This window comes from Sporolactobacillus vineae DSM 21990 = SL153 (assembly GCF_000377985.1).
Classification (GTDB): domain Bacteria; phylum Bacillota; class Bacilli; order Bacillales; family Sporolactobacillaceae; genus Sporolactobacillus; species Sporolactobacillus vineae.
The window spans coordinates 261,624-282,645 of record NZ_KB899044.1 but is presented as its reverse complement, the minus strand read 5'-3'; the positions used below and the strand labels follow the sequence as shown (position 1 = coordinate 282,645).

Below are 21,022 nucleotides of genomic sequence, written 5' to 3'. Positions count from 1 at the left end.
AGTTCAGTTCATTAAGCCCGGCTGTAACTTTTTGCTGCAGGGGATTGCTTTCTGCGCCAAACGAAAGGGCAGTATTCTTTTTATCAGAGCCGGGTCATTTACAAATGAAAAGAGGAGATTTTTTGTCCGACAGACCGAAGCTGCTTCTGGTGGACGGTATGGCGCTGCTTTTCCGGGCTTTTTATGCAACAGCACCGACCGGTCAGTTTATGATGAATGACAAGGGAATGCCAACGAACGGAGTTCAGGGGTTTCTCAGACATTTGCTGCTGGCGATACAGCTGCGCAAACCGACACATGTCGCTGTGTGCTGGGATATGGGGAAAAAGACATTCCGGCACCGGCTCTTTGAAGGGTATAAGGCGAACCGTGCCGCACCGCCGATTGAGATGGTGCCGCAGTTCGATCTGGCTAAGAAAATGACCTCCGCCTTTGCGATTCCGAATGTCGGCCTGGCTGGTTTTGAAGCAGATGATTGTATCGGCACCCTGGCAAAAGCGGCACAGAAAAATGCCGATGTATCGATTGTGACCGGTGACCGTGATTTGCTCCAGCTCCTGGACAGCCACATCGGTGTCCATATTCTCCAGAAGGGGTTTGGGAATTATCGGAGTTACACAGATCGATCTTTTGCCGAACGATTCGGGGTCACGCCTGCCCAATTCATCGACGTGAAGGCGCTGATGGGCGATGCAAGCGACGGTTATCCCGGCGTCCGGGGGATTGGCGAGAAAACAGCTTTCAAGCTGATTCACGAATTTGGTTCGATGGATACGCTGCTGGAGCATCTTGAATTGCTCCCGAACGGCCAGAAAAAGAAGATTTCGACAGATCTGGAGATGCTGCGTCTGTCCCGCAATCTGGCGGAAATTCGCTGCAATGCTCCGATCTCTCTCGATCCGGATCTTGCCCGTTATCATGGCGTGCCGGCATCTTTTGTGTCGCAGCTTGATGAAAACGGGATGAAACTGGTAAAGTATGATCTGGTTCGGATGAAGTGGGCGAAACTTCCCGACGCATTTGGTGAACATTCGGGATAGAACGGTATGGCAATAGAATTTGAAATCAAACAGAAATTCTCTATTCTTTTCTGATCTCTGCCGGTGCAGGGATCTTTTTTTGCCTACTTTAACAAGGATTTTTTGACTTTTTTAAAAACATTGTCTTTTTAAAGCAGGAAATACCCGCTTTTGCGAGAAATAATAAATTATTAATAAAATCAGAGGGCGTGAAATCATGATCACAATCGAAAATAAACCTCAGATGTTTCCAACCGATTTTGACCTCTATCTGTTTCATGAAGGGACACTTTACGAAGGTTACAAGGTTTTCGGCGCCCATCCGGAGACGGGGGAGGGGCAAAGCGGGTTCCGCTTTACCGTCTGGGCGCCGCATGCACGGCATGTTTCTGTGGTCGGTGATTTCAACCAATGGGAACCGGGTAGGGCACCCTTGGAACAGATCAGCCGGTCCGGTGTCTGGACCGGATTTATTCAAGGAACGGGTGCGAACGTGCGTTATAAGTACGCCATTCAGACCGCGTCAGGAGAAACGATCCTGAAGGCGGATCCGTTTGCTTTTTATGCGGAGGTCCGGCCGCATACCGCATCAAAGACGTTCAGGCTGGACCAATATCATTGGAACGATCATAAATGGATGAAACAGCGGGAGAAGCTGGATTCTTTTCATCGTCCGATGACGATTTACGAATGCCATCTGGGTTCCTGGAAGAAAAAGCAGGACGGCTCACTGCTCACTTATCGGGAAATTGCTGATGAACTGGTCGGCTATGTTGCCGAAAATCATTTCACCCATATCGAACTGATGCCGATCATGGAGCATCCCTATGACCGTTCCTGGGGTTACCAGATCACCGGCTACTTTGCGCCGACCAGCCGCTTCGGCACACCGGAGGATTTTATGTATTTTGTCGATAAGTGCCATGCCAGCGGGATCGGCGTGATCCTGGACTGGACGCCGGCACATTTCTGCCGGGATACTCAGGGACTGGGCAAATTTGATGGCGCCCCGCTCTATGAGCCGGACGATCCGAAATTGGCAGACCGTCCGCAGTGGGGGACGTACAACTTTGATTTCACAAAGAACGAAGTCGTCAGCTTCCTGATCTCGAACGCCCGATTCTGGATGGATGTTTATCATGTCGAAGGATTCCGGATCGATGCCGTCTCTTCGATGATCTATCTGAATCATAACGGGGACCTGCCCTTTAATATAAAGAATAAGTACGGAGGGGATGAAAATCTTGAAGCGATCGAGTTCATAAAAAAGTTGAACGCTTCGGTCTTTATTAAATTTCCTTCCGCCCTGATGATTGCCGAAGAGGCGACGGATTACCCGCTTGTTACCGCCCCTGTAGATCAGGGCGGGCTGGGGTTTAATTATAAGTGGAATATGGGATGGGTACACGACATCCTCGATTACATGAAATGTGATCCGGCGGACCGCAAATACCATCACAACCTGATCACCTTCTCCATGCTCTACGCTTATTCTGAAAATTTTATTCTCTCTTTCTCGCATGATGAACTCGTTTATGGGAAGCGGTCGCTGCTCAATAAAATGCCGGGAGATATGTGGCAGAAATTTGCCAATCTTCGTGCTTTATATGGCTATTTTATGACCCATCCGGGAAAGAAACTCCTTTTTATGGGCAGTGAGTTCGGTCAGTTTGATGAATGGAAGGATCTTGAGCAGCTGGACTGGAAACTGCTCGGATTCGACACGCATGCCGCATTTTATCACTTCACACGTACGCTGAATCAGTTCTATGCAGACGAATCATGCCTGTGGCGGCTGGATTCTGAACAGGAGGGCTTTGACTGGATCGATCCGGATAATTCCGCTCAGAGCATCATCAGTTTCGTTCGTAAAGGAAAACGAAAGGGTGATTATTGCCTGGTGCTCTGCAATTTCACTCCGGAAGTGTATCACAATTTCAGAATCGGTGTTCCGGCAAAAGGCAGTTACCTGGAAATGATCAACAGCGATGCAAAAAATTTCGGCGGTTCGGGTCAGGTGAACCGGAAGCCCGTCCCGTCGGAGGAGATCCCTTTTCATAACCGTCCGTACAGCATGACGGTGACGGTGCCGCCGCTCGGTATCTCGATTTTTATGAAACAGACCGCAAGCAGGACCAAATCATTAGCAAAATATCAACGCTGATCAACTGACGGGGGAATCACCATGAATATTCTGTTTGCCGCATCTGAATGCGCACCATTTGTCAAGACAGGCGGGCTCGGCGATGTGATCGGAGCGCTGCCGGGAGCGCTGCAGGATCAGGACACCAATGTCAGTGTCATTCTGCCGAAATACAGCGATCTGGCTCAAAAAGACAAAGACCGGATGACTTTTATCCGTGAATTCAATGTCCCGGTGGGCTGGCGAAATCAGTATTGCGGCTTGTTCAGCCTGATCGAGGGAGAAGTCCGCTATTATTTTCTCGATAATGAGTATTACTTCAACCGTCACGGCTGCTACGGGTATTACGATGACGGCGAGCGGTTTGCCTTCTTTTCCAGAGCGGTTCTGGAAGCCGTCCCTTACCTTCCGGACAGACCGGACGTGATTCACTGTCACGACTGGCAGACAGGGCCGGTCTGCGCGCTGCTCAGAAGTGAGGCATACCGCCGGCAGCCTGTCTACGGGGACATCCGCACCGTTTTTACAATCCACAATCTGAAATATCAGGGGAACTACTCGAAGACCGTCCTCGGGGACTTGCTCGGCCTTGACTGGTCTTTTTTTACACCGGAAGGTCTTGAATACAAGGACGATGTCAGCTACTTGAAAGCGGGACTGGCTTATGCCGATTGTCTGACCACGGTGAGCACCACGTATGCCGCGGAGATACAGATGCCCTACTACGGGGAGGGTATGGACGGGTTTCTGCGGAAAAGAAAGGCCTACCTTCACGGGATCATCAACGGAATTGACCGCCGGCAGTACGATCCGGCAGCGGATCCGCACCTGAGCAGCGTTTATGAGACACCGGACGGAAAACCGGCGAACAAACAGACGCTGCAGCATCAGCTCGGCCTTCCCGCTGACGCGCGGAAACCGTTGATTGCCATGGTGACGCGCCTGACGGAGCAGAAGGGGGTCGACCTTGTGCTTCGCGTGATCCACGACCTGCTGAGTGAGGATGTCCAGTTCGTTCTGCTTGGTACCGGAGAATCCGGTTATGAAGCAGCTTTCCGGGCACTTAGCGACCAGTATCCGGCAGCACTCTCGGCTCAGATTCGTTTCAATGACGCACTGGCCCGGCGGATTTATGCCGGTTCAGATCTGTTTCTGATGCCTTCAAAATTTGAGCCGTGCGGGATCGGTCAGCTGATCGCACTCCGATACGGAAGCCTGCCGGTGGTTCGCGAAACCGGCGGCCTCAAGGATACGGTAGTTCCTTATAACGAGGCGACCGGTGAGGGTTATGGATTCAGCTTTACCAATTATAATGCGCACGATATGCTGTTCACCATCCGCCGCGCGCTGCGCCTCTACAGAGAACAGCCCGACACGTGGCATGAACTCCAGGAGCGGGCGATGAAACTGGATTTCGGCTGGTCGCAGTCGGCAGCAATTTATCGCAGAATTTATGCGTCTCTGGCTGAGCCCGATTCTGACTGAAAAAATATTTCTTGATAAAAGCGGACGGAAATACTTATCTAAAAAAACGGAATTTACTGCAAAATGTAATATAATAGAATTGAAGGCTGATGTATCAACGAATTCTGTGAGAACAACAACGCCGATCCGATTGGTATCTGCCACAAAAATGACAAATAAATTCATCATGTAAACGCTGCATTTTAGGCACTCGATTTTTTCGCTTTCCGATCTTATTATTTCATGTTTTTAAGATGAATGGCGTCTTTGTAACATATGTTTGATTGTGATTAAGAAGTTAACGTGTGAGGGGGTGAAGGAAAAGGGCCGGTTCCAGTCCTTTTTCCGAGGGATATGAATAATGAAATCATTGCAATGATTCTGGCTGGGGGACAAGGATCAAGACTGGGCAAGCTCACACGAACGATTGCGAAACCGGCGGTACCGTTCGGCGGCAAATACCGGATTATTGATTTTTCACTGAGCAACTGCTCAAATTCAGGCATCAGAACAGTGGGTGTCATCACGCAGTATCAGCCGCTCGAACTGAATAATCATATCGGTAACGGATCCCATTGGGGACTTGACGGGAAAACTGGCGGAGTCACGATTTTACAGCCGCATTCAAGCCTCGACGGTGAAAAATGGTTTGAAGGAACCGCACATGCGATCTATCAGAATATCAGTTTCATTGACAGGCACCATCCGACCTACATTCTGATCCTGTCGGGGGATCATATCTACAAAATGGACTATGAGCATATGCTGGATTTTCATAAGCGGAAGAAAGCAACAGCCACAGTGGCTGTGATTCGTGTTCCTGAAGAAGAGGCTTCACGGTTCGGGATTATGAACACGGACAACACCGACCGGATTATTGATTTTGAAGAAAAGCCGGCCGTTCCGAAAAGCAATCTGGCATCGATGGGCATTTATATTTTTACCTGGGAAGTGCTGCGCCGTTATCTGACTGAGAGTCATGCAACCGGGCAGAACATGGACGACTTTGGCAAGAATGTGATTCCCTCTTTCCTGGCGAATGGTGAAAATGTTTTTGCCTACGCGTTTGATGGGTACTGGAAAGATGTCGGTACGATCCGCAGTCTCTGGGACGCGAATATGGCCTTTATCGATCCCGAACACGAATTGAACATCCGTGACAAGTCATGGCGGATCTATTCGAAGAACCCGGTTGCCCCGCCGCATTACCTGACCGGTTCCGCAAAAATCAGAGAGTCGCTTGTTGTTGACGGCTGCTATGTTGCCGGAGAAGTGGATCATTCGATCATCTCGCAGAATGTGAAAATCGGCCCGGAAAGCAAGATTACCGATTCAATTATCATGTCGAACACAGTGATTGGAAAGAATGTCACCATTGATCATGCGATTGTCGGCGAGCATGCCGTGTTTGCCGATAACGCGCAGGTGGTCGGCGACAAGGAGATTGAAGTCGTCGGCTATAACGAAGTCGTAGGGGGGCTGACCGATGAGGAAGAATAAAATATGCGGCATCCTGGATCTGACCGAGCCGCGCAATGTGCTGTATCCCTTGACCTTGAACCGTCCGGTTGCCAGTCTGCCTTTTTGCAGCCGATACCGGCTGATCGATTTCCCGCTTTCCAGTCTGACCTCCGCCGGTGTGGAAACGATCGGCGTTTTTCTGAATGACAGTCTGCGATCCATTTATGATCATGTACGCAGCGGAAAAGAGTGGGGTATGGACAGCATTCACGGCGGCCTTTTCTTCTTTTCCTCGATCACCAGCGATCCTGCCAGCGGGCAGCGCCGGTTGCTCGACGGTGATATTTACAATTATTTCAAGAATCTTGAATTTATCGAAAAATCCGGAGCTGAATATGTAGCTGTCATGGGCACGAAGATGCTGTGCAATATTGATGTCCAGGCCATCATGCGCAATCATATCGAACAGGGCGCGGATATTACGGTTGTTTATAAAAAGGTCGAACATGTCGATACTGAAGACGACCAGCATCTGTCCTGCATGGATATCGGCAAAGACGGGCTGGTTCAGACGCTGCGCTCATGTTCCCTGCAGAACGCTGAAAAAAAAGCCATGATCAATATGGAAATATATCTGTTGAAGAGCAGATTGCTGATGCGGCTGATCCGCAATGTTGTGGCGGAGAATGAACATTGTAACCTGAATGATGTCCTCCATCAGGCAATCGTGAAACTGCCGACCAACGGATTTGAGTATACAGGATATGTCAAAGATATCAGTTCAATTAAAAGCTATTTCAACGCAAATCTGGATATGCTTCAGGATGCCAATCTGACGGCCCTGCTGAAAGGGAGCCAGCCGGTCCATACCAAAGTGAAAAACGAAGCGCCAACTTATTATGCACGGACTTCCGATGCGACTGATTCACTGGTGGCCAACGGTTGTCTGGTTAAGGGTACGGTAAAGCATTCGATCGTTTTCCGGAATGTCACCATCGAGAAGAATGCCCTGGTAAGAGATTCTGTGATTATGCAAGGGAGCTATATCGGGACAGGCGTGGAGCTTCAGCATGTGATCCTCGATAAGCAGGTCCGGATCGAGGCCAATACGAAATTGATCGGCACCGAAGACAAGCCGGTGGTCATCGAAAAAGGATCTGTAGTCAGCCGGATTCTGGAGGAACAGACGAGACAGATGCCTGAGAATCGGTCGGTCACCCAAACTAATGACCGTCTGGAGACCGCCCGTCCGTCCTTGTTGAAGTAGGCACTGACTGCATCATTCAGGAAACTCTGCTAAACCTGACAGTTGTTTCCCGCTGCAGGTGCTCGCTTTCCGCATGTTTGGCTGAAAATCAATATTTTATGAGACAGAAATTCGCCCGGCTTCTCGGCTTTGCCGGGCCTTTTCCTATCAGGCAGAGACATGGAGCATCCTGCTGTCTGGAGCTGCCGTCCGGTTGGCTGCGCAACCGAGACCTTTCAATCAAGGATGGTGTGGCAATATGTTAGACCTATCCAAACGAAAATTCAAAGAAGACTTCAAGAGAATGCTTACGGAACTTTACGCCATGGATATTGAGCAGTCTTCCCCTGCGGAACAATATGCCGCACTTGGCAACCTCGTTCGTTCCTACTCCTCTAAGGACTGGAGTGAGACGAATCAGCGATATCTCGAAAAGGAAAAGAAACAAGCCTACTATTTTTCCATGGAATTTCTGCTCGGACGGATGTTAAAAAGCAACTTGCTGAATCTGGGCATTCTGAATACCGTCCGGGCGGGGTTGAAAGATCTGGGCCTGAATCTTGAGGCGATTGAGCAGGTGGAACCGGATCCTGGACTCGGCAACGGCGGTCTTGGACGACTCGCGGCTTGCTTTATTGATTCGATCGCTACATGCCGGCTGGCGGGACACGGAAACGGAATACGCTTTAAGTACGGGCTGTTTAAGCAGAAGTTTGTGAACGGCTATCAGGTCGAACTTCCGGAAAACTGGCTGCAGAACGGCAACGTCTGGGAGCGGCGGAGACTGAACATGGCGGTGACTGTCAGTTTCTACGGTCATGTCTGGATGGAAAAGACGAAAAGTGGCTATCTGATTCCGCATTATGAGCATGACCAGCGGGTTCTGGCGGTTCCTTACGACACCCCGATTATCGGCTATGAGAACGATACGGTGAACACGCTCCGGCTCTGGTCCGCGGAAGTGCCGCCGCAAAGCGAAGGTACCGATTACCGGGCTTATATGCAGCAGCGCAAAGAGATCGAAAGCATTTCTGAGGTCCTGTATCCTGACGACTCCAATTATGACGGCCGCCTGCTCCGCCTGAAACAGGAATATTTCTTTGTCTCTGCCGGTGTTCAGAGCATTCTTCGGCACTATCGAAAAATGGGCCTGAGTATGAATCATCTTGCCGAGAAAGTGGCCGTTCATATTAATGACACGCACCCTGCACTTTGTGTTCCGGAGCTGATGCGGCTGCTCCTTGATGTGGAAAAGCTTGACTGGGATCACGCCTGGAACATTACCGTCAACGTTATGAGTTATACCAATCATACGATCATGTCTGAAGCGCTGGAGAAGTGGCCGGTCGACATGATCAGCCATCTCTTGCCGAGAATTTACCAGATCATCCAGGAGATTGACCGCCGTTATGTATTGAAAGCCAGTACACTTTTCGACAAAGAGATGGTTGGACGGACCCGAATTATCGAAGGCGGTCATGTGAAAATGGCCCATCTGGCGATCATCGGCAGCCACAGCATCAATGGTGTGGCAAAGCTGCATACGGCGATTCTTAAGGAGAAAGTACTGCACGATTTCTACTTCATCTACCCGTCACGGTTTAACAATAAAACGAACGGGATTACGCAGCGGCGCTGGCTGATGCTGTCCAATGAACCGCTGAGCAAGCTGATCTGTGACAAGATCGGCGATGACTGGGAGAAGACGCCGACAGAACTCAAGATGCTTAAGGCATTTCGTAATGACGCAAAGACCTTGTCTCAGCTGCATGACATTAAACGGATCAATAAAGAGCGCTTTGCGGAATTCGTTCTGCAGAAGATGGGAATCGTGATCAGCCCGGATGCGCTTTTTGATGTTCAGATCAAACGGCTGCATGCCTACAAACGGCAGCTTCTCAACCTCCTGAATATCATCCGGATGTATCTGATTTTAAAAGACCATCCGGAGACTGACCTGTACCCCAGAGTATTTATCTTTGGGGCCAAAGCGGCGCCCAGTTATACTTATGCCAAGGAAATCATCAAACTGATCAATACAGTGGCCGGCCTGGTTAACCAGGATCAGGCGATTAATGGAAAAATCAAGATTGTATTTGTGGAAAATTATGGCGTCTCACTGGCAGAGAAGATCATCCCGGCGGCTGATGTGAGTGAACAGATTTCACTTGCCTCGAAGGAAGCGTCGGGCACGAGCAATATGAAACTGATGCTGAACGGGGCAGTCACGCTGGCGACACTGGACGGCGCCAATGTCGAGATCAGGGAACGCGTCGGACCCGAAAATATCGTCATTTTCGGTCTGACGGCAAAAGACGTTTATCAATACTATCAGGACGGCTCTTATCATGCAGCGAATTATTACGATAATGATCCGGTTCTTCACCGCGTTCTGAATACGCTGATCGATGGAACGATCCCGGGAGCGGAAACAGAGGGGCGTCATGTCTTTGATTCACTCGTCAAGTATGGTGATGAATTTTTCGTCCTGCGCGATTTTCAAGCGTATGTTGAAGCCCAGAATAAAATTGACCGTCTGTACAGAGATCAGCTGAAATGGCAGAGAATGGCGCTGATCAACATTGCCGGTGCGGGTGTGTTTTCATCGGATTATACAGTCCGGCAATACGCCACAGATATCTGGGATCTATAATCGTCCGGCCGGACGGGTTTGGGATGCAGGAGGGGTCGCGTTTGATAAGTCAGCTGAAGATTGATTTTAATTCATGGTCGGACGTATACAGACGGCCGTTCGGCGCCGTGCAGGCAGGAAAGACCGTGTTCTTTTCGCTGCGTGTAGAGAGCGAACAGGCGCCTCGAGTCTGGCTTGTGATCCAGAAGGACGGCCATCCGTTCGACGATCTGGAGATGTGGGCGGACGGTGATTCGTTTTTCTCAATCCGATTTGAGACAGACGGCCAGTCGGGCCTTTACTTTTATCATTTCAAGGTAGATGTTCAGGATCCGCAGGGAAACGAGAGAACGGTGTACTACGGCCGGGCGGAGGACGATTATGGAGGAAGAGGGACGGCATCCGAAAATGCCGGCTGGATCCGGCAGTATCAGCTGACGACTTATGCACATGAAGACCCGGCACCGGACTGGTACCGGCACGGGGTGGCTTATCATATCTTCGTCGACCGGTTCTGTAACGGAAACAGATTCCATCGGATCGAGCATCCAAAACGAAATTCATTTATCTATGCGACCGAAGCGGACACGCCCTATTACATCAGAGATAACAAGGGGGATATCGTTCGCTGGGACTATTATGGGGGAAATCTGAAGGGGATTATCGAGAAACTGCATTATTTAAAGAAGCTCGGGGTGACGATTCTCTATCTGAGCCCTGTGTTTGAAGCGAACAGCAATCACAAATACAATACGGCCGATTTTACCCGGATCGATCCGATGTTCGGCGACTTAAAGACGTTTCTGAAACTGGTTCGCACGGCCGGACGGCTGGGCATGCATCTGATTCTGGACGGCGTTTTTAACCACGTCGGCGCCGACAGTATTTATTTTAACCAGTACCGGCACTATGGTCCGGGCGGTGCCGCCAATGACAAAAACTCGCCCTACTATCCCTGGTTCTCTTTCCACCACTACCCAGACAGCTATGACAGCTGGTGGGGTATCGGCGATCTGCCCGCGATCAACAAGGAATCCGAAAGTTATCGCCGTTTTATTTTCGATTCGGAGAACAGCATCGTCTCGAAGTGGACCGGGACGGGGATCGGCGGATGGCGGCTCGATGTTGCGGACGAGCTTTCTGATGAGTTTATCCGGGGTGTTCGGGAAGCCGTCGACAGAACCGCCGGACAGGGCGGGGACAAGGTAGTGATCGGCGAAGTATGGGAGGATGCGTCGAACAAGCTCGCTTACAGAAAGCGAAGGCACTATCTGGAGGGCGGTATGCTTCACGGTGTCATGAACTATCCGTTCCGCCAGCTGATTCTGGAATTTCTGCAGCAGAAAATCAGTGCACAGGAAGTCGTCAGGGCCAGCATGACCCTCAAATCAAACTATCCTCCGGAGGCGTTTGCGGCAAATTTTAATAATATCGGGACGCATGATACGGAGCGTGTGCTGACCGTACTGCAGGGAGAGAAAAAGAAACTCAGGATCGCTGTCTGGATGCTGATGACCTTGCCGGGCGTGCCTTGTGTCTACTATGGCGACGAAGCCGGATTAACCGGCGGCAAAGACCCGGACAACCGGAAGTTTTTTCCCTGGTCCCGTATCGATCAGGACATCGAAAGCTTTTTTCACGAAGCCATACAGGAACGAAGAACCAATCCCTGTCTGCAAAGCGGAGACTACCGGCCCTTTTTTGCTGAGAAACTGCTTGGCTACTTCAGAGTTTTATCGCAAGATCATTTCACGGTGATTGTGTTCAATCCGACCAGTGAAGTTCAGTCGTTCACTGCCGATCTGATTGACGATGAAACAGGAAATCATCAGCTTGCGCAATTGGCGCTGCGTACATTTCATGACCGTGTCGTCCTGCAGCCGCTCGATTTTCTCATCACGACAGTGACTGACGAATGAGAAGCGCGGATCGTCGAAGGTAATGGATGAATTAAATGCGACAATTTTCCGAAAAGAAGAAATTGTTCTGATTTTTGCGTTATGATGAAGCTACGCACATACAGCTCGTGAGACGGATAACGGCCAGGGCGGAAGCTGATCACTCACATTCCGGGTAATATTTGTCCGTTTTGAAAAATATTTCTTCTTTTTTGAAATATTCCTGCTTTTTTGTGCTAGAATTGGAATTACAAAAAACGACGGGGCTGTTTGATTCAGATTTCGGGTACATACGATTAAAGAACCGGGATTCGGCGGCATCTGTCTATTAAGGATAGTAAACCAAGGAGGAGTTTGCATGTCAGAATCTTATGTGTACTACAATGGAAAAGTTGTCAAAGAGGACGATGTGAAAATCAGCGTCCGCAGCAAAGCGTTTAACTACGGGCTGGGTGTTTTCGAAGGTATCCGTGCTTACTGGGATGATGAGAAGCAGCAGCTTTACGGCTTCAAGCTGAAGGAACACTACGAAAGGCTGAAACAGTCCGCAAAAACCGTGAATCTGGATTTCGACCTGACTGTTGATGATCTGATCCAGGGAACACTCGATCTTCTGAAAGCGAACAAGTGTCGTACGACAACTTATGTCCGTCCGATTGTTTACAATGATGCTCAGGATATCGGACCAACACTGGACGTCAAAGATGTTAAGGTTGTTATCTATACACAGCCGCTGAATAAATATGCAGGCAAACCGGAACTGAGCGTCGGATTCTCATCATGGAGACGGATCTCCAACAACCAGCTGCCGCCGCGGACGAAAGCAACTGCCGCATATATGAATTCGGCGCTGGCCGCACTGGAAACAAAGCGTGCCGGATTCGATGAAGCCCTGTTCCTGACGGACGGCGATCATGTTTGCGAAGGTTCGGGCGAGAACATCTTCATGTTCAAGAAAGGCAAGCTTGTCACTCCGCCGCCTGCGGATAACATCCTCGAAGGAATCACACGTGATCTGGTCATGAAGCTGGCAAAGGAAGATCTGGGCCTTGAAGTGGAAGAGCGCAGCATCTCAAGATCGGAACTCTATGCCGCTGATGAAGTGTTCTTCAGCGGCACTGCGATGGAAGTCACTCCGATTGTCGCAGTGGATCACCGCGTCATCGGCACCGGCCATCAGGGCAAAATCTTCAAGGACATCAAGAAACTGTTCTTCGATCTGACCGTAGCGAAGAATCCGAAGTATGCGGACTCCTGCACACCAGTTTATGAAACAGCAAAAGTTGGAAAATAATTCAGGATTATTATAAACCGGGCCGAGGAAGCAGATACACATAAAGAACCGGAACGTCAGCTGAAACTGTCGGTTCCGGTTCTTTTTTTCTGAATGAAAACCAGCCGAATCATTTTCCGGGTTCAACAGGAAATAATCGATTTTTGAGCGCTGCAAAAAACAGAATCAGGCCGGCGGTCAGAATGATGTGGCCCATGCCCGAAAGCCCGTCGATTGCCGGACCGGAAGGCGTTCCGAGAACAGTTAGCGTCCCTTTGAGAACCATGAACGAAACAGTCCAGATCAGGCCGATATTATAGACCCAGAAGAACGGTGTGAACCATCTACTCGAGGTCAGCAAGAACAGCTTTTCCAGCGGAATCAGAATGAGGAAGAAGAGCATTCCCAGCGTGAGCAGATGCGTATGCAGTACGGAAAGCTGCGTATAGGCGGTGAAATGGACTGCTTTTGTCATTTCGCGATAGAAGATCCCGGCTGCCAGTCCGGCGATCAGGTAGATCAGTGATGCCGTGTAAATTTTTTTCAATGCTTGTCCCTCCCTGAAGCTTTCATATCGCTAATTATAGCGCAATATGGGGAGCAGAAGAATGGTGACTGCAGTCGGGACAGCAGCCGTTCGCGTTGTCGGAAGAAATTGATTCGTGAATTTTTGAAACCTTATTTGGACAGAATTCGTAAAAAGTGTTAAAGTAATGAAACGAATCATGAATTTACGAGAAACAGAGTATCATTGAGCGAGACTTGAGAACAGAACAGACCGTGAGTCTTGTGTTTGCTTAAATAAAAGGAGAGAAAAACTAATGAAATTCGCGATCGACGCGATGGGCGGAGACAATGCGCCTGCAGCAATTGTAGCCGGGACAATCCTGGCTGCAAAAGCTTTTCCTGATCTTGAATTTGTTCTTGTCGGTGATCGTGAGCAGCTGTCTCCGCTTGTCGGCGATACGCAACATATTGAGATCCTGCATACAACGGAAAAAATTGAGGGCACAGATGCTCCGGTGAAGGCCGTTCGCAGTAAAAAACAGGCGTCGATGGTTCTGGCCGTCAACGAGGTCAGGGAAGGGCGCTGCAGTGCAGCCATTTCAGCAGGTAATACCGGTGCTTTGATGGCTTCCGGATTGTTCGGCGTCGGCCGGATCAAAGGTATCGACCGTCCGGCTCTGGCGCCGACACTTCCCACCATTCATGAGAATAAGGGGTTCTTATTTCTCGATGTTGGGGCAAATGCGGAGACAAAGCCGGAAAACATGCTTCAGTATGCATTGATGGGTTCGATTTATGCCGAGAAGGTGCTTCATCGCAGCAACCCGCGTGTCGGTTTGCTGAATATCGGAACGGAACCGGGCAAGGGTAACGATCTGATGAAAAGATCCTATCAGCTGCTCAGTGAAGCGCCGTTGAATTTCGTTGGAAACATTGAGTCGCGGTACTTGCTCGAAGGACCTGCCGATGTGATTGTCGCTGACGGGTTTTCCGGCAATATGGTATTGAAAGCCATCGAAGGAACAGCCATGTCGATGATTTCGCTGCTCAAAGAAACGCTCGGCGGATCACTTTACACCAAAGTACTGACCGGTCTCATGTACGGGAAACTGAAATCAATCAAGACACGCATGGATTACTCGGCATACGGCGGTGCGTTGCTGTTCGGGCTTGCCGCACCGATTATCAAGGTTCACGGAGCGGCCAAGAGTGAAGCGGTTTTTGCCGCCGTCAGGCAGGCCAAAACGCTCGTTCAGGAAGACGTTGTCGGGACGATTGAAAAAAACTTGCATGACAAGGATCGTGACTGGCTGATTAATAAAGCCTGATTTTCAAAATGAAACACATTGAAGATATCAAAAGAGCCGGACTCCTCGTCCGGCTCTTTTGATCATTTATTCCCATTGAAAGGGTGTCTCCTGGTAGACGTAATAATTCAGCCAGTTGGAAAAAAAGAGATGCGCATGTCCGCGCCAGGTGTTGACCGGTTTGTTCTCCGGCTGATCGTCAGGGAAATAGTGTTCCGGGAGATTCGGATGGATATTTTTCTTCAGGTCCCGCTGATATTCAATGGCAAGCGTATCCGTGTCGTACTCGAAATGGCCGGTAGCCATGATCTGGTTGCCCTTGTCTGCAATCAGAATAAAGGGGCCTGCTTCTTCTGAAGAAGCGAGCAGCTGTACTTCAGGATGCGCCGCCAGAGCATTACGGTCGAGATCAGTGTACCGGGAGTGAACCGCGGTAAATACATCATCAAAACCGCGAAGCAGTTTGACATTAGGGACGCGGACGGTATGCTTGTAAACTCCGGACAGTTTTCTCGGCAGTAATACTTTATCAATTCCGTAATGATAGTAGAGTGCGGCCTGCGCACCCCAGCAGATATTCAATGTGGAAGTCACGGAGGTCCTGGACCAGGCCATAATCTCCTTAAGCTCGTCCCAGTAATCTACTTCTTCAAACGGAAGCTGCTCTACAGGAGCCCCGGTAATAATCAGTCCGTCGTACTTCCGATTGTGAATCTTGTCAAAAGTCGTATAGAACTGCTCCAGATGAAGATGGCTGGTATGTTTTGATTCATGCGTTGCCGTTCTCATGAACGTCACATTCACCTGCAGCGGAGTATTGCCGAGCAGTCTCAGAAGCTGTGCCTCTTCTTTTTGCTTCTCAGGCATCAGATTCAAGATCAGTATATTAAGCGGACGAATATCCTGGGTGATCGCCCTGCTCTCCTCCATGACAAAAATATTTTCTTTTTCTAAAATTTTCCTCACTGGAAGACCCTTTGGAATCTTTATTGGCATAAGTTCAGTACTCCCCACGGTTAACTTGGTTTTATCTTAATTATAATCTTCTTTCTTTGCTTGCACCAGTATTGAATCTGTCACAAGATAATTTCAAATCATGCCTTGAAAAAATTTTATCCCGGATTTTTGTAAAAATAAATGATTATTCTGACGATCCATTATAATGAATCTAAATTCTGTCTCTTACAGAGCGTAAAAATCAGAATTCGGCATGTCCTGGGGAGGGGTCTTTACCATGCAGCATGTACATATGATGTATGCACTGAACAGAAAGTTGAAACAGCATCACGAGCAGGTTTTTGAAGGCATCTCCAACGGGAGAAAGAAAGCACTGGACAATTGGTTCCGTGACCGATGGGTAGAACTTGAAAATGTGAGCCGTATCGTCGAAAGTTACTCGGACAGCAGCGAGACAGAGAAAATGATGCACCGGCAACTGGATGAGAGCAGCGATTTCATTGAGTTTATTCTGCTGGACGAAACGGGTACGGTCCGGCATAGTACATGCATCAGACATATCGGAGCGAAAATGTCCGATTTGCCGAATTATTCGAGAGGTATCCGGAACAAGCGTCTGATGTACGGACCCTATGAGGATCTGCGGACACTGGATATCGACTGTTCGAACCTGCATTTTCATGACGAAGTGACCCTGATGTTTTCCCTTCCCGGCGAGAACGCAGAAGGACGAAAGACGATTTTTCTGGGACGTGTGCTGAACGATACGCTGAGCAATGTCATTCAGGATGAGGATACACACGTGTATAAAGAATCGGGCGACAATTATCTGTTTATGGTTCAGTCGGCACGCAATATCCTTCCCGGAACGGCGATTTCACGGAGCCGTTTTGAAGATAATACGTTTACGCTCGGCGACAATTTGAAAGATGGTGTCAGGACAGGCCGATGGGGCGTCGTCAGAGTGGATAAGCATACTGAATTTGAGATCCGGTTCACAGATCCGAAGACCGGGGATCTTCACCAGGGTGTCAACAAGACGATCACCAACGGAAGCAATCTCGATGTCTGGCCGGGCTATCCGGACTACCGGCACATTCTTGTCGGCGGCAAAGGAACATTGATCCATCCACCTTTTTCGGATGAGGTCTGGGGCATGATGTGCGAAGGGGATATTGCGGAAATTTACAATTTCAGGAGTCTGAATCTGCGCATCCCGCTCTACTATTCCCTTTCGGCCGCCGCAGCTGTTGCCGTTAACGGGATCTGTTTCCGTTTCTCAATGTTCTGGGGCTTGATCTGTTCGGCCGCCACCTGGCTGATCTTATCCCTGTATGTGTGTCTGACGGTCCGGAAGCTCGTTGTCACACCGTTAAACCGAACGGTCGATATTCTGCATCAGGTTGCTGAGGGAGAGGGAGACCTGACCACTCGCGTGAACAAAAATTCCTATGACGAAATAGGTGAACTTTCCCGCTGGTTCAATAAATTTATCAATAATCAAATGACGATGGTCAAACGGGTGGGAAGGTCTGCGAAAGCGTCGAAAAGTGCGGCAACGACGGTTAACGGGATGACGGGCCACCTTTCGGAAAGCATGAAAACAGTCGCCGGTACGGTAAATGGCCTGGTTGCGACCGCAAAGCAGCAGAATGCCATTTTTCAGGATACCCGCAGTCAGTTTAATGATCTCTCCGAAGCGATAAAGGAGATGGGGCTGCTGATCCATCAGGTCACTGAAAAAACGGAAGACACCAGCGGCCGGACGAGAAAAGCAAATCTCACATCTTCAGAAACACTGGACCAGATTGGTGAACTGGAAAAGACAATGGGCGGCACTATGGCACATATTGATCAGCTCCACAAGCACTCCGAAGCGATTACCGAGGCTGTCACAACGATCTCCGGGATCAGCGAGCAGACACAGATGCTGTCGCTGAATGCGGCGATTGAAGCATCACGGGCAGGGGAAGCGGGAAGAGGTTTTTCCGTGGTTGCCAGTGAGGTTTCGAGACTGGCCGACCAGACTGAAGAGGCCACAGGTTCTGTCCGCCATCTCGTTGAAAATATCCAGAATGAAACGAAACGGACTCTGGAAGATATTCGGAGAACGGACGAGAAAGTGAGGATTTCCAGCAGGAACATTAAAAATACGATCGACACATTTCACTATATTTCTGAAAATATTAAAGAGATCACCGAGAAAATGGAGCGGCTCAAAGAGATAACCATACAGGAAAGCCATGACGTTGGCGATGTGGTGATACGTATCAATCGTGCGGCTGATGTAATCAAGGAGAAAACAGCGAAAAATGCCAGCAGCAGTGAAGCATCGATGGATCTGCTCAATGATGTTGCAGAAGAAATCACCCGTCTGAAGCAGATCACCGGAAATCTGGATTATGTTTCGGAGAATCTGCAACGTATGGTATCCGCATTTAAAGTCGTCTGAACCAATCCACATTAGCGGACCCCCGGAGCTGGAAAATAAAATTCCAGCTCCGGGGGTTTTCGTCTCCGGAAAATGAAGCCAGTGACGGAGACGAAAGTGATAAATATTTTTTATGTCAGAGTTTCTGACATATCTGCTGACACTTATTATATTTTAAAGTATTATAACTTTTAAGAGTTATCAATAAACTCAGATAATTCATAGAAATTACGGGGAGCGTGATGCAGCCTACATAAAAATGGTATTTATGCTTTTTGCTGTATTGTTTTCCAAAAAGGGGAGGGTAAATATGAGATTAAAGAGAATGATCCCACTGCTAGCTATACTCGCATTGGCGGTCGGCCTGATTGCCGGCTGCGGAAAATCCGGCGGGTCCGCCGGCGGACTGAAAGTAATCAAAATTGCGACTCAGTCTCCGCTCTCGGGCGGCAGTGCCACACTTGGCGAAGCGATCAAAAATGGTGCACAGCTTGCTCTTGATGATCAGCAAAAAGCATTTAACAAGAAGGGCTATAAATTAGTGCTCTCTCCATACGACGATATGGGTGATCCAAAGAAGGGTGTTTCCAACGCTCAGGCCATTTCCGCCGATAATGCAGTGCTTGCAGTTGTCGGACACCTGAATTCAGGCGTTGCGATTCCGTCGTCCCAGGTATACCAGAAAAACAACCTGTCGATGGTATCCCCGGCAGCAACGGCAACCGCAGTGACCGACCGCGAACTGTCAACAGTCAACCGGGTTTGTGCCCGTGATGATTTCCAGGGGCCGGCCGGTGCAAATTATGCGATTAAAACGCTCGGCGTTAAAAAGATCTTCATCATCCAGGATAAAACCCCATATGGTTCCGGACTTGCCGCAGCTTTCCGTGATGAAGCCAAAAAACTCGGCGCAACCATCCTCGGCTATGAAGGGATCACAGTCGGTGAAAAAGATTTCAGCGGCGTAGTCAGCAAAGCGGCGGCCGCGAAACCGGACCTGATCTACTTCGGCGGCGTTTATGCTGAAGGTGCGCTGATTGTGAAACAGGCCCGTGCCCAGGGATTAACGATTCCGGTCATGGGCGGTGACGGCATGGATTCGTCGACGAGCGTTCAGATCGCCGGCAGTGGAATCAAGGGCGTCTATTATTCGACGGTTGTCGGCGATGTTACCAAAACGGAAAAAGGCCGTAAGTTCGCAGCAGCATATAAAGCAAAATTCAAAAAGAATGTTGAAGGTTACTCTGCATATGGCTACGACAGTGCAGCGGTGCTCCTTGAAGGTATCAGCAAAGCCATTGACAAGAACGGCGGCAAACTTCCGACACGTCAGGCAGTAGCGACTGCGGTACGCGGCATCCAGGATTATGACGGCATCGCCACGAAGGTTGCTTTCGACGGCAAGGGCGATAACAAGTTTGCCAAGATCTACATCTACAAATTTGACAAGGCAGTTTATCCTGCGACAGAACAGACCGAAATCACAAAAAAATAAAATCATGCGCCCGTACTGACAGGCCCGGTTAAACAACCGGTTCTGCAAAATGGCAGTATCACGAGTTGGATGCTGCATTGAGCCGGGCAATATCTAAAAGGGTATGGAGAAATCAGGCTATACCCTTTTAGAACATCTGGCCTCATCATTCAGGAGAAATCGTGAAGCCAGTCAGAAAAAAGAAAGAGGTGGCTCCTTTGTCGCAGATTATTCAACTTTTGCCCCAGGTCCTGGTCGACGGCCTGACGCTTGGTTTCGTCTACGCCGTTGTCGCTATCGGCTATACCATGGTCTATGGCATTCTCGAACTGATCAACTTCGCACACGGCGATATTTTCATGACCGGTTCATTTGTCGGTGCAGGTGTTTTATTTACGGTAATGAGCATGGGATTCATGTCTTCAGCACCGACGATGGTCCTGTTCATGATCATGATCCTTGTTGCCGCTCTGATCACCGGAGTAATGGGCGTCGGCATTGAGCGGGTGGCCTACAGGCCGCTGCGAAAGCGGAATGCCCCAAAGCTGATCGCACTGATTACTTCAATCGGAATTTCATTTATCCTTGAAGATGCGGTACGTTTCATCGCAGATTGGACAACCGGTAATTATATCATTACAACACGGCCGTTGTTCCAGCATAAATTTACGATTGATTTTCATTCCGTTTTTCCATTTTTCAATAACGCTACATTCCAGGGCTCGTTTCTTGTTGTTTCTATCGTGACGATAATCATGCTCATTTCCCTGGATCTGTTTGTCAGCAAGACGAAGTGGGGCATTGCGATGCGCGCTGTTGCTCAGGATCGCGAGACTGCGTCGCTGATGTCGATCAATGTCAATCGCGTGATTTCCGTTACCTTCTTCATCGGTTCCGCATTGGGCGGCGCGACCGGCGTATTATTCCTGATTCAGTATGGAACTGTTGATCCTTACATCGGTTTTATTCTGGGAATCAAGGCATTTACGGCCGCAGTTCTGGGCGGTATCGGGAACATTCGCGGGGCCATGTTCGGAGGGATCCTGCTCGGCCTGCTTGAGATGTTCGCCGCAGCCAACCTGTCGACCATTACCCATGGCGCAATGGGTTCGGAATATAAAGACGTTTTCGCTTTTATCATTTTGATCCTGGTGCTGATCTTTAAACCGGAAGGCCTGTTTGGAAAAGCCACGATAGAGAAGGTGTGATC

General features: G+C 49.3%; 14 protein-coding genes. 12 read left to right on the top strand and 2 right to left on the bottom strand.

Going from position 1 to position 21,022, the window contains the following annotated elements:
• Nucleotides 1–122 precede the first annotated feature (122 nt).
• From D889_RS0105570 to D889_RS0105535, 8 genes are all read left to right on the top strand, one after another.
• Nucleotides 123–1,040, top strand: coding sequence for a 5'-3' exonuclease (locus D889_RS0105570; protein ID WP_010631677.1), 918 nt, complete (start codon nucleotides 123–125; stop codon nucleotides 1,038–1,040).
• 196 nt (nucleotides 1,041–1,236) lie between these two features.
• On the top strand, nucleotides 1,237–3,183 hold the full coding sequence (glgB, locus tag D889_RS0105565; RefSeq protein ID WP_010631678.1) for a 1,4-alpha-glucan branching protein GlgB: 1,947 nt from the start codon (nucleotides 1,237–1,239) through the stop codon (nucleotides 3,181–3,183).
• A 21-nt stretch (nucleotides 3,184–3,204) separates the two neighbouring features.
• Nucleotides 3,205–4,647 (top strand): glycogen synthase GlgA, encoded by a 1,443-nt coding sequence (glgA, locus tag D889_RS0105560; protein WP_010631679.1) that lies wholly within the window; start codon nucleotides 3,205–3,207, stop codon nucleotides 4,645–4,647.
• Nucleotides 4,648–4,980: 333 nt separating this feature from the next.
• Complete coding sequence (locus D889_RS0105555) at nucleotides 4,981–6,126, top strand: glucose-1-phosphate adenylyltransferase (RefSeq protein WP_010631680.1); 1,146 nt, start codon at nucleotides 4,981–4,983, stop codon at nucleotides 6,124–6,126.
• Complete coding sequence (glgD, locus tag D889_RS0105550) at nucleotides 6,113–7,354, top strand: glucose-1-phosphate adenylyltransferase subunit GlgD (protein WP_010631681.1); 1,242 nt, start codon at nucleotides 6,113–6,115, stop codon at nucleotides 7,352–7,354. Before D889_RS0105555 ends, glgD begins: the two co-directional genes overlap by 14 nt.
• A gap of 238 nt (nucleotides 7,355–7,592) precedes the next feature.
• Nucleotides 7,593–9,986, top strand: coding sequence for a glycogen/starch/alpha-glucan phosphorylase (locus D889_RS0105545; protein WP_010631682.1), 2,394 nt, complete (start codon nucleotides 7,593–7,595; stop codon nucleotides 9,984–9,986).
• 41 nt (nucleotides 9,987–10,027) lie between these two features.
• Entirely contained in the window at nucleotides 10,028–11,884 is a 1,857-nt protein-coding gene (locus D889_RS0105540) for a glycoside hydrolase family 13 protein (protein WP_010631683.1), read from the top strand.
• Nucleotides 11,885–12,221: 337 nt separating this feature from the next.
• Nucleotides 12,222–13,157, top strand: a complete 936-nt coding sequence (locus tag D889_RS0105535; RefSeq protein ID WP_010631684.1) for a branched-chain amino acid transaminase — start codon at nucleotides 12,222–12,224, stop codon at nucleotides 13,155–13,157.
• Nucleotides 13,158–13,266: 109 nt separating this feature from the next.
• Here D889_RS0105535 and D889_RS0105530 read toward each other — a convergent pair whose 3' ends face one another.
• Nucleotides 13,267–13,683, bottom strand: a complete 417-nt coding sequence (locus tag D889_RS0105530) for a DUF2871 domain-containing protein (RefSeq protein WP_010631685.1) — start codon at nucleotides 13,681–13,683, stop codon at nucleotides 13,267–13,269.
• A gap of 274 nt (nucleotides 13,684–13,957) precedes the next feature.
• Between D889_RS0105530 and plsX the strand changes: the two genes are divergently transcribed.
• Entirely contained in the window at nucleotides 13,958–14,971 is a 1,014-nt protein-coding gene (gene plsX, locus D889_RS0105525) for a phosphate acyltransferase PlsX (protein WP_010631686.1), read from the top strand.
• Nucleotides 14,972–15,037: 66 nt separating this feature from the next.
• Here the strand turns inward: plsX and metA are convergent, their stop codons facing one another.
• The gene (metA, locus tag D889_RS0105520) at nucleotides 15,038–15,946 is read right to left on the bottom strand and encodes a homoserine O-acetyltransferase MetA (protein ID WP_010631687.1); all 909 of its coding nucleotides are present in this window, start codon (nucleotides 15,944–15,946) and stop codon (nucleotides 15,038–15,040) included.
• 238 nt (nucleotides 15,947–16,184) lie between these two features.
• Between metA and D889_RS0105515 the strand changes: the two genes are divergently transcribed.
• From D889_RS0105515 to D889_RS0105505, 3 genes are all read left to right on the top strand, one after another.
• On the top strand, nucleotides 16,185–18,359 hold the full coding sequence (locus tag D889_RS0105515; protein ID WP_010631688.1) for a methyl-accepting chemotaxis protein: 2,175 nt from the start codon (nucleotides 16,185–16,187) through the stop codon (nucleotides 18,357–18,359).
• A gap of 289 nt (nucleotides 18,360–18,648) precedes the next feature.
• A complete protein-coding gene (locus D889_RS0105510; RefSeq protein ID WP_010631689.1) occupies nucleotides 18,649–19,833 on the top strand; it encodes a branched-chain amino acid ABC transporter substrate-binding protein in 1,185 nt (394 codons plus the stop codon).
• A 197-nt stretch (nucleotides 19,834–20,030) separates the two neighbouring features.
• Nucleotides 20,031–21,020, top strand: a complete 990-nt coding sequence (locus D889_RS0105505; RefSeq protein ID WP_010631690.1) for a branched-chain amino acid ABC transporter permease — start codon at nucleotides 20,031–20,033, stop codon at nucleotides 21,018–21,020.
• Nucleotides 21,021–21,022: the final 2 nt, after the last annotated feature.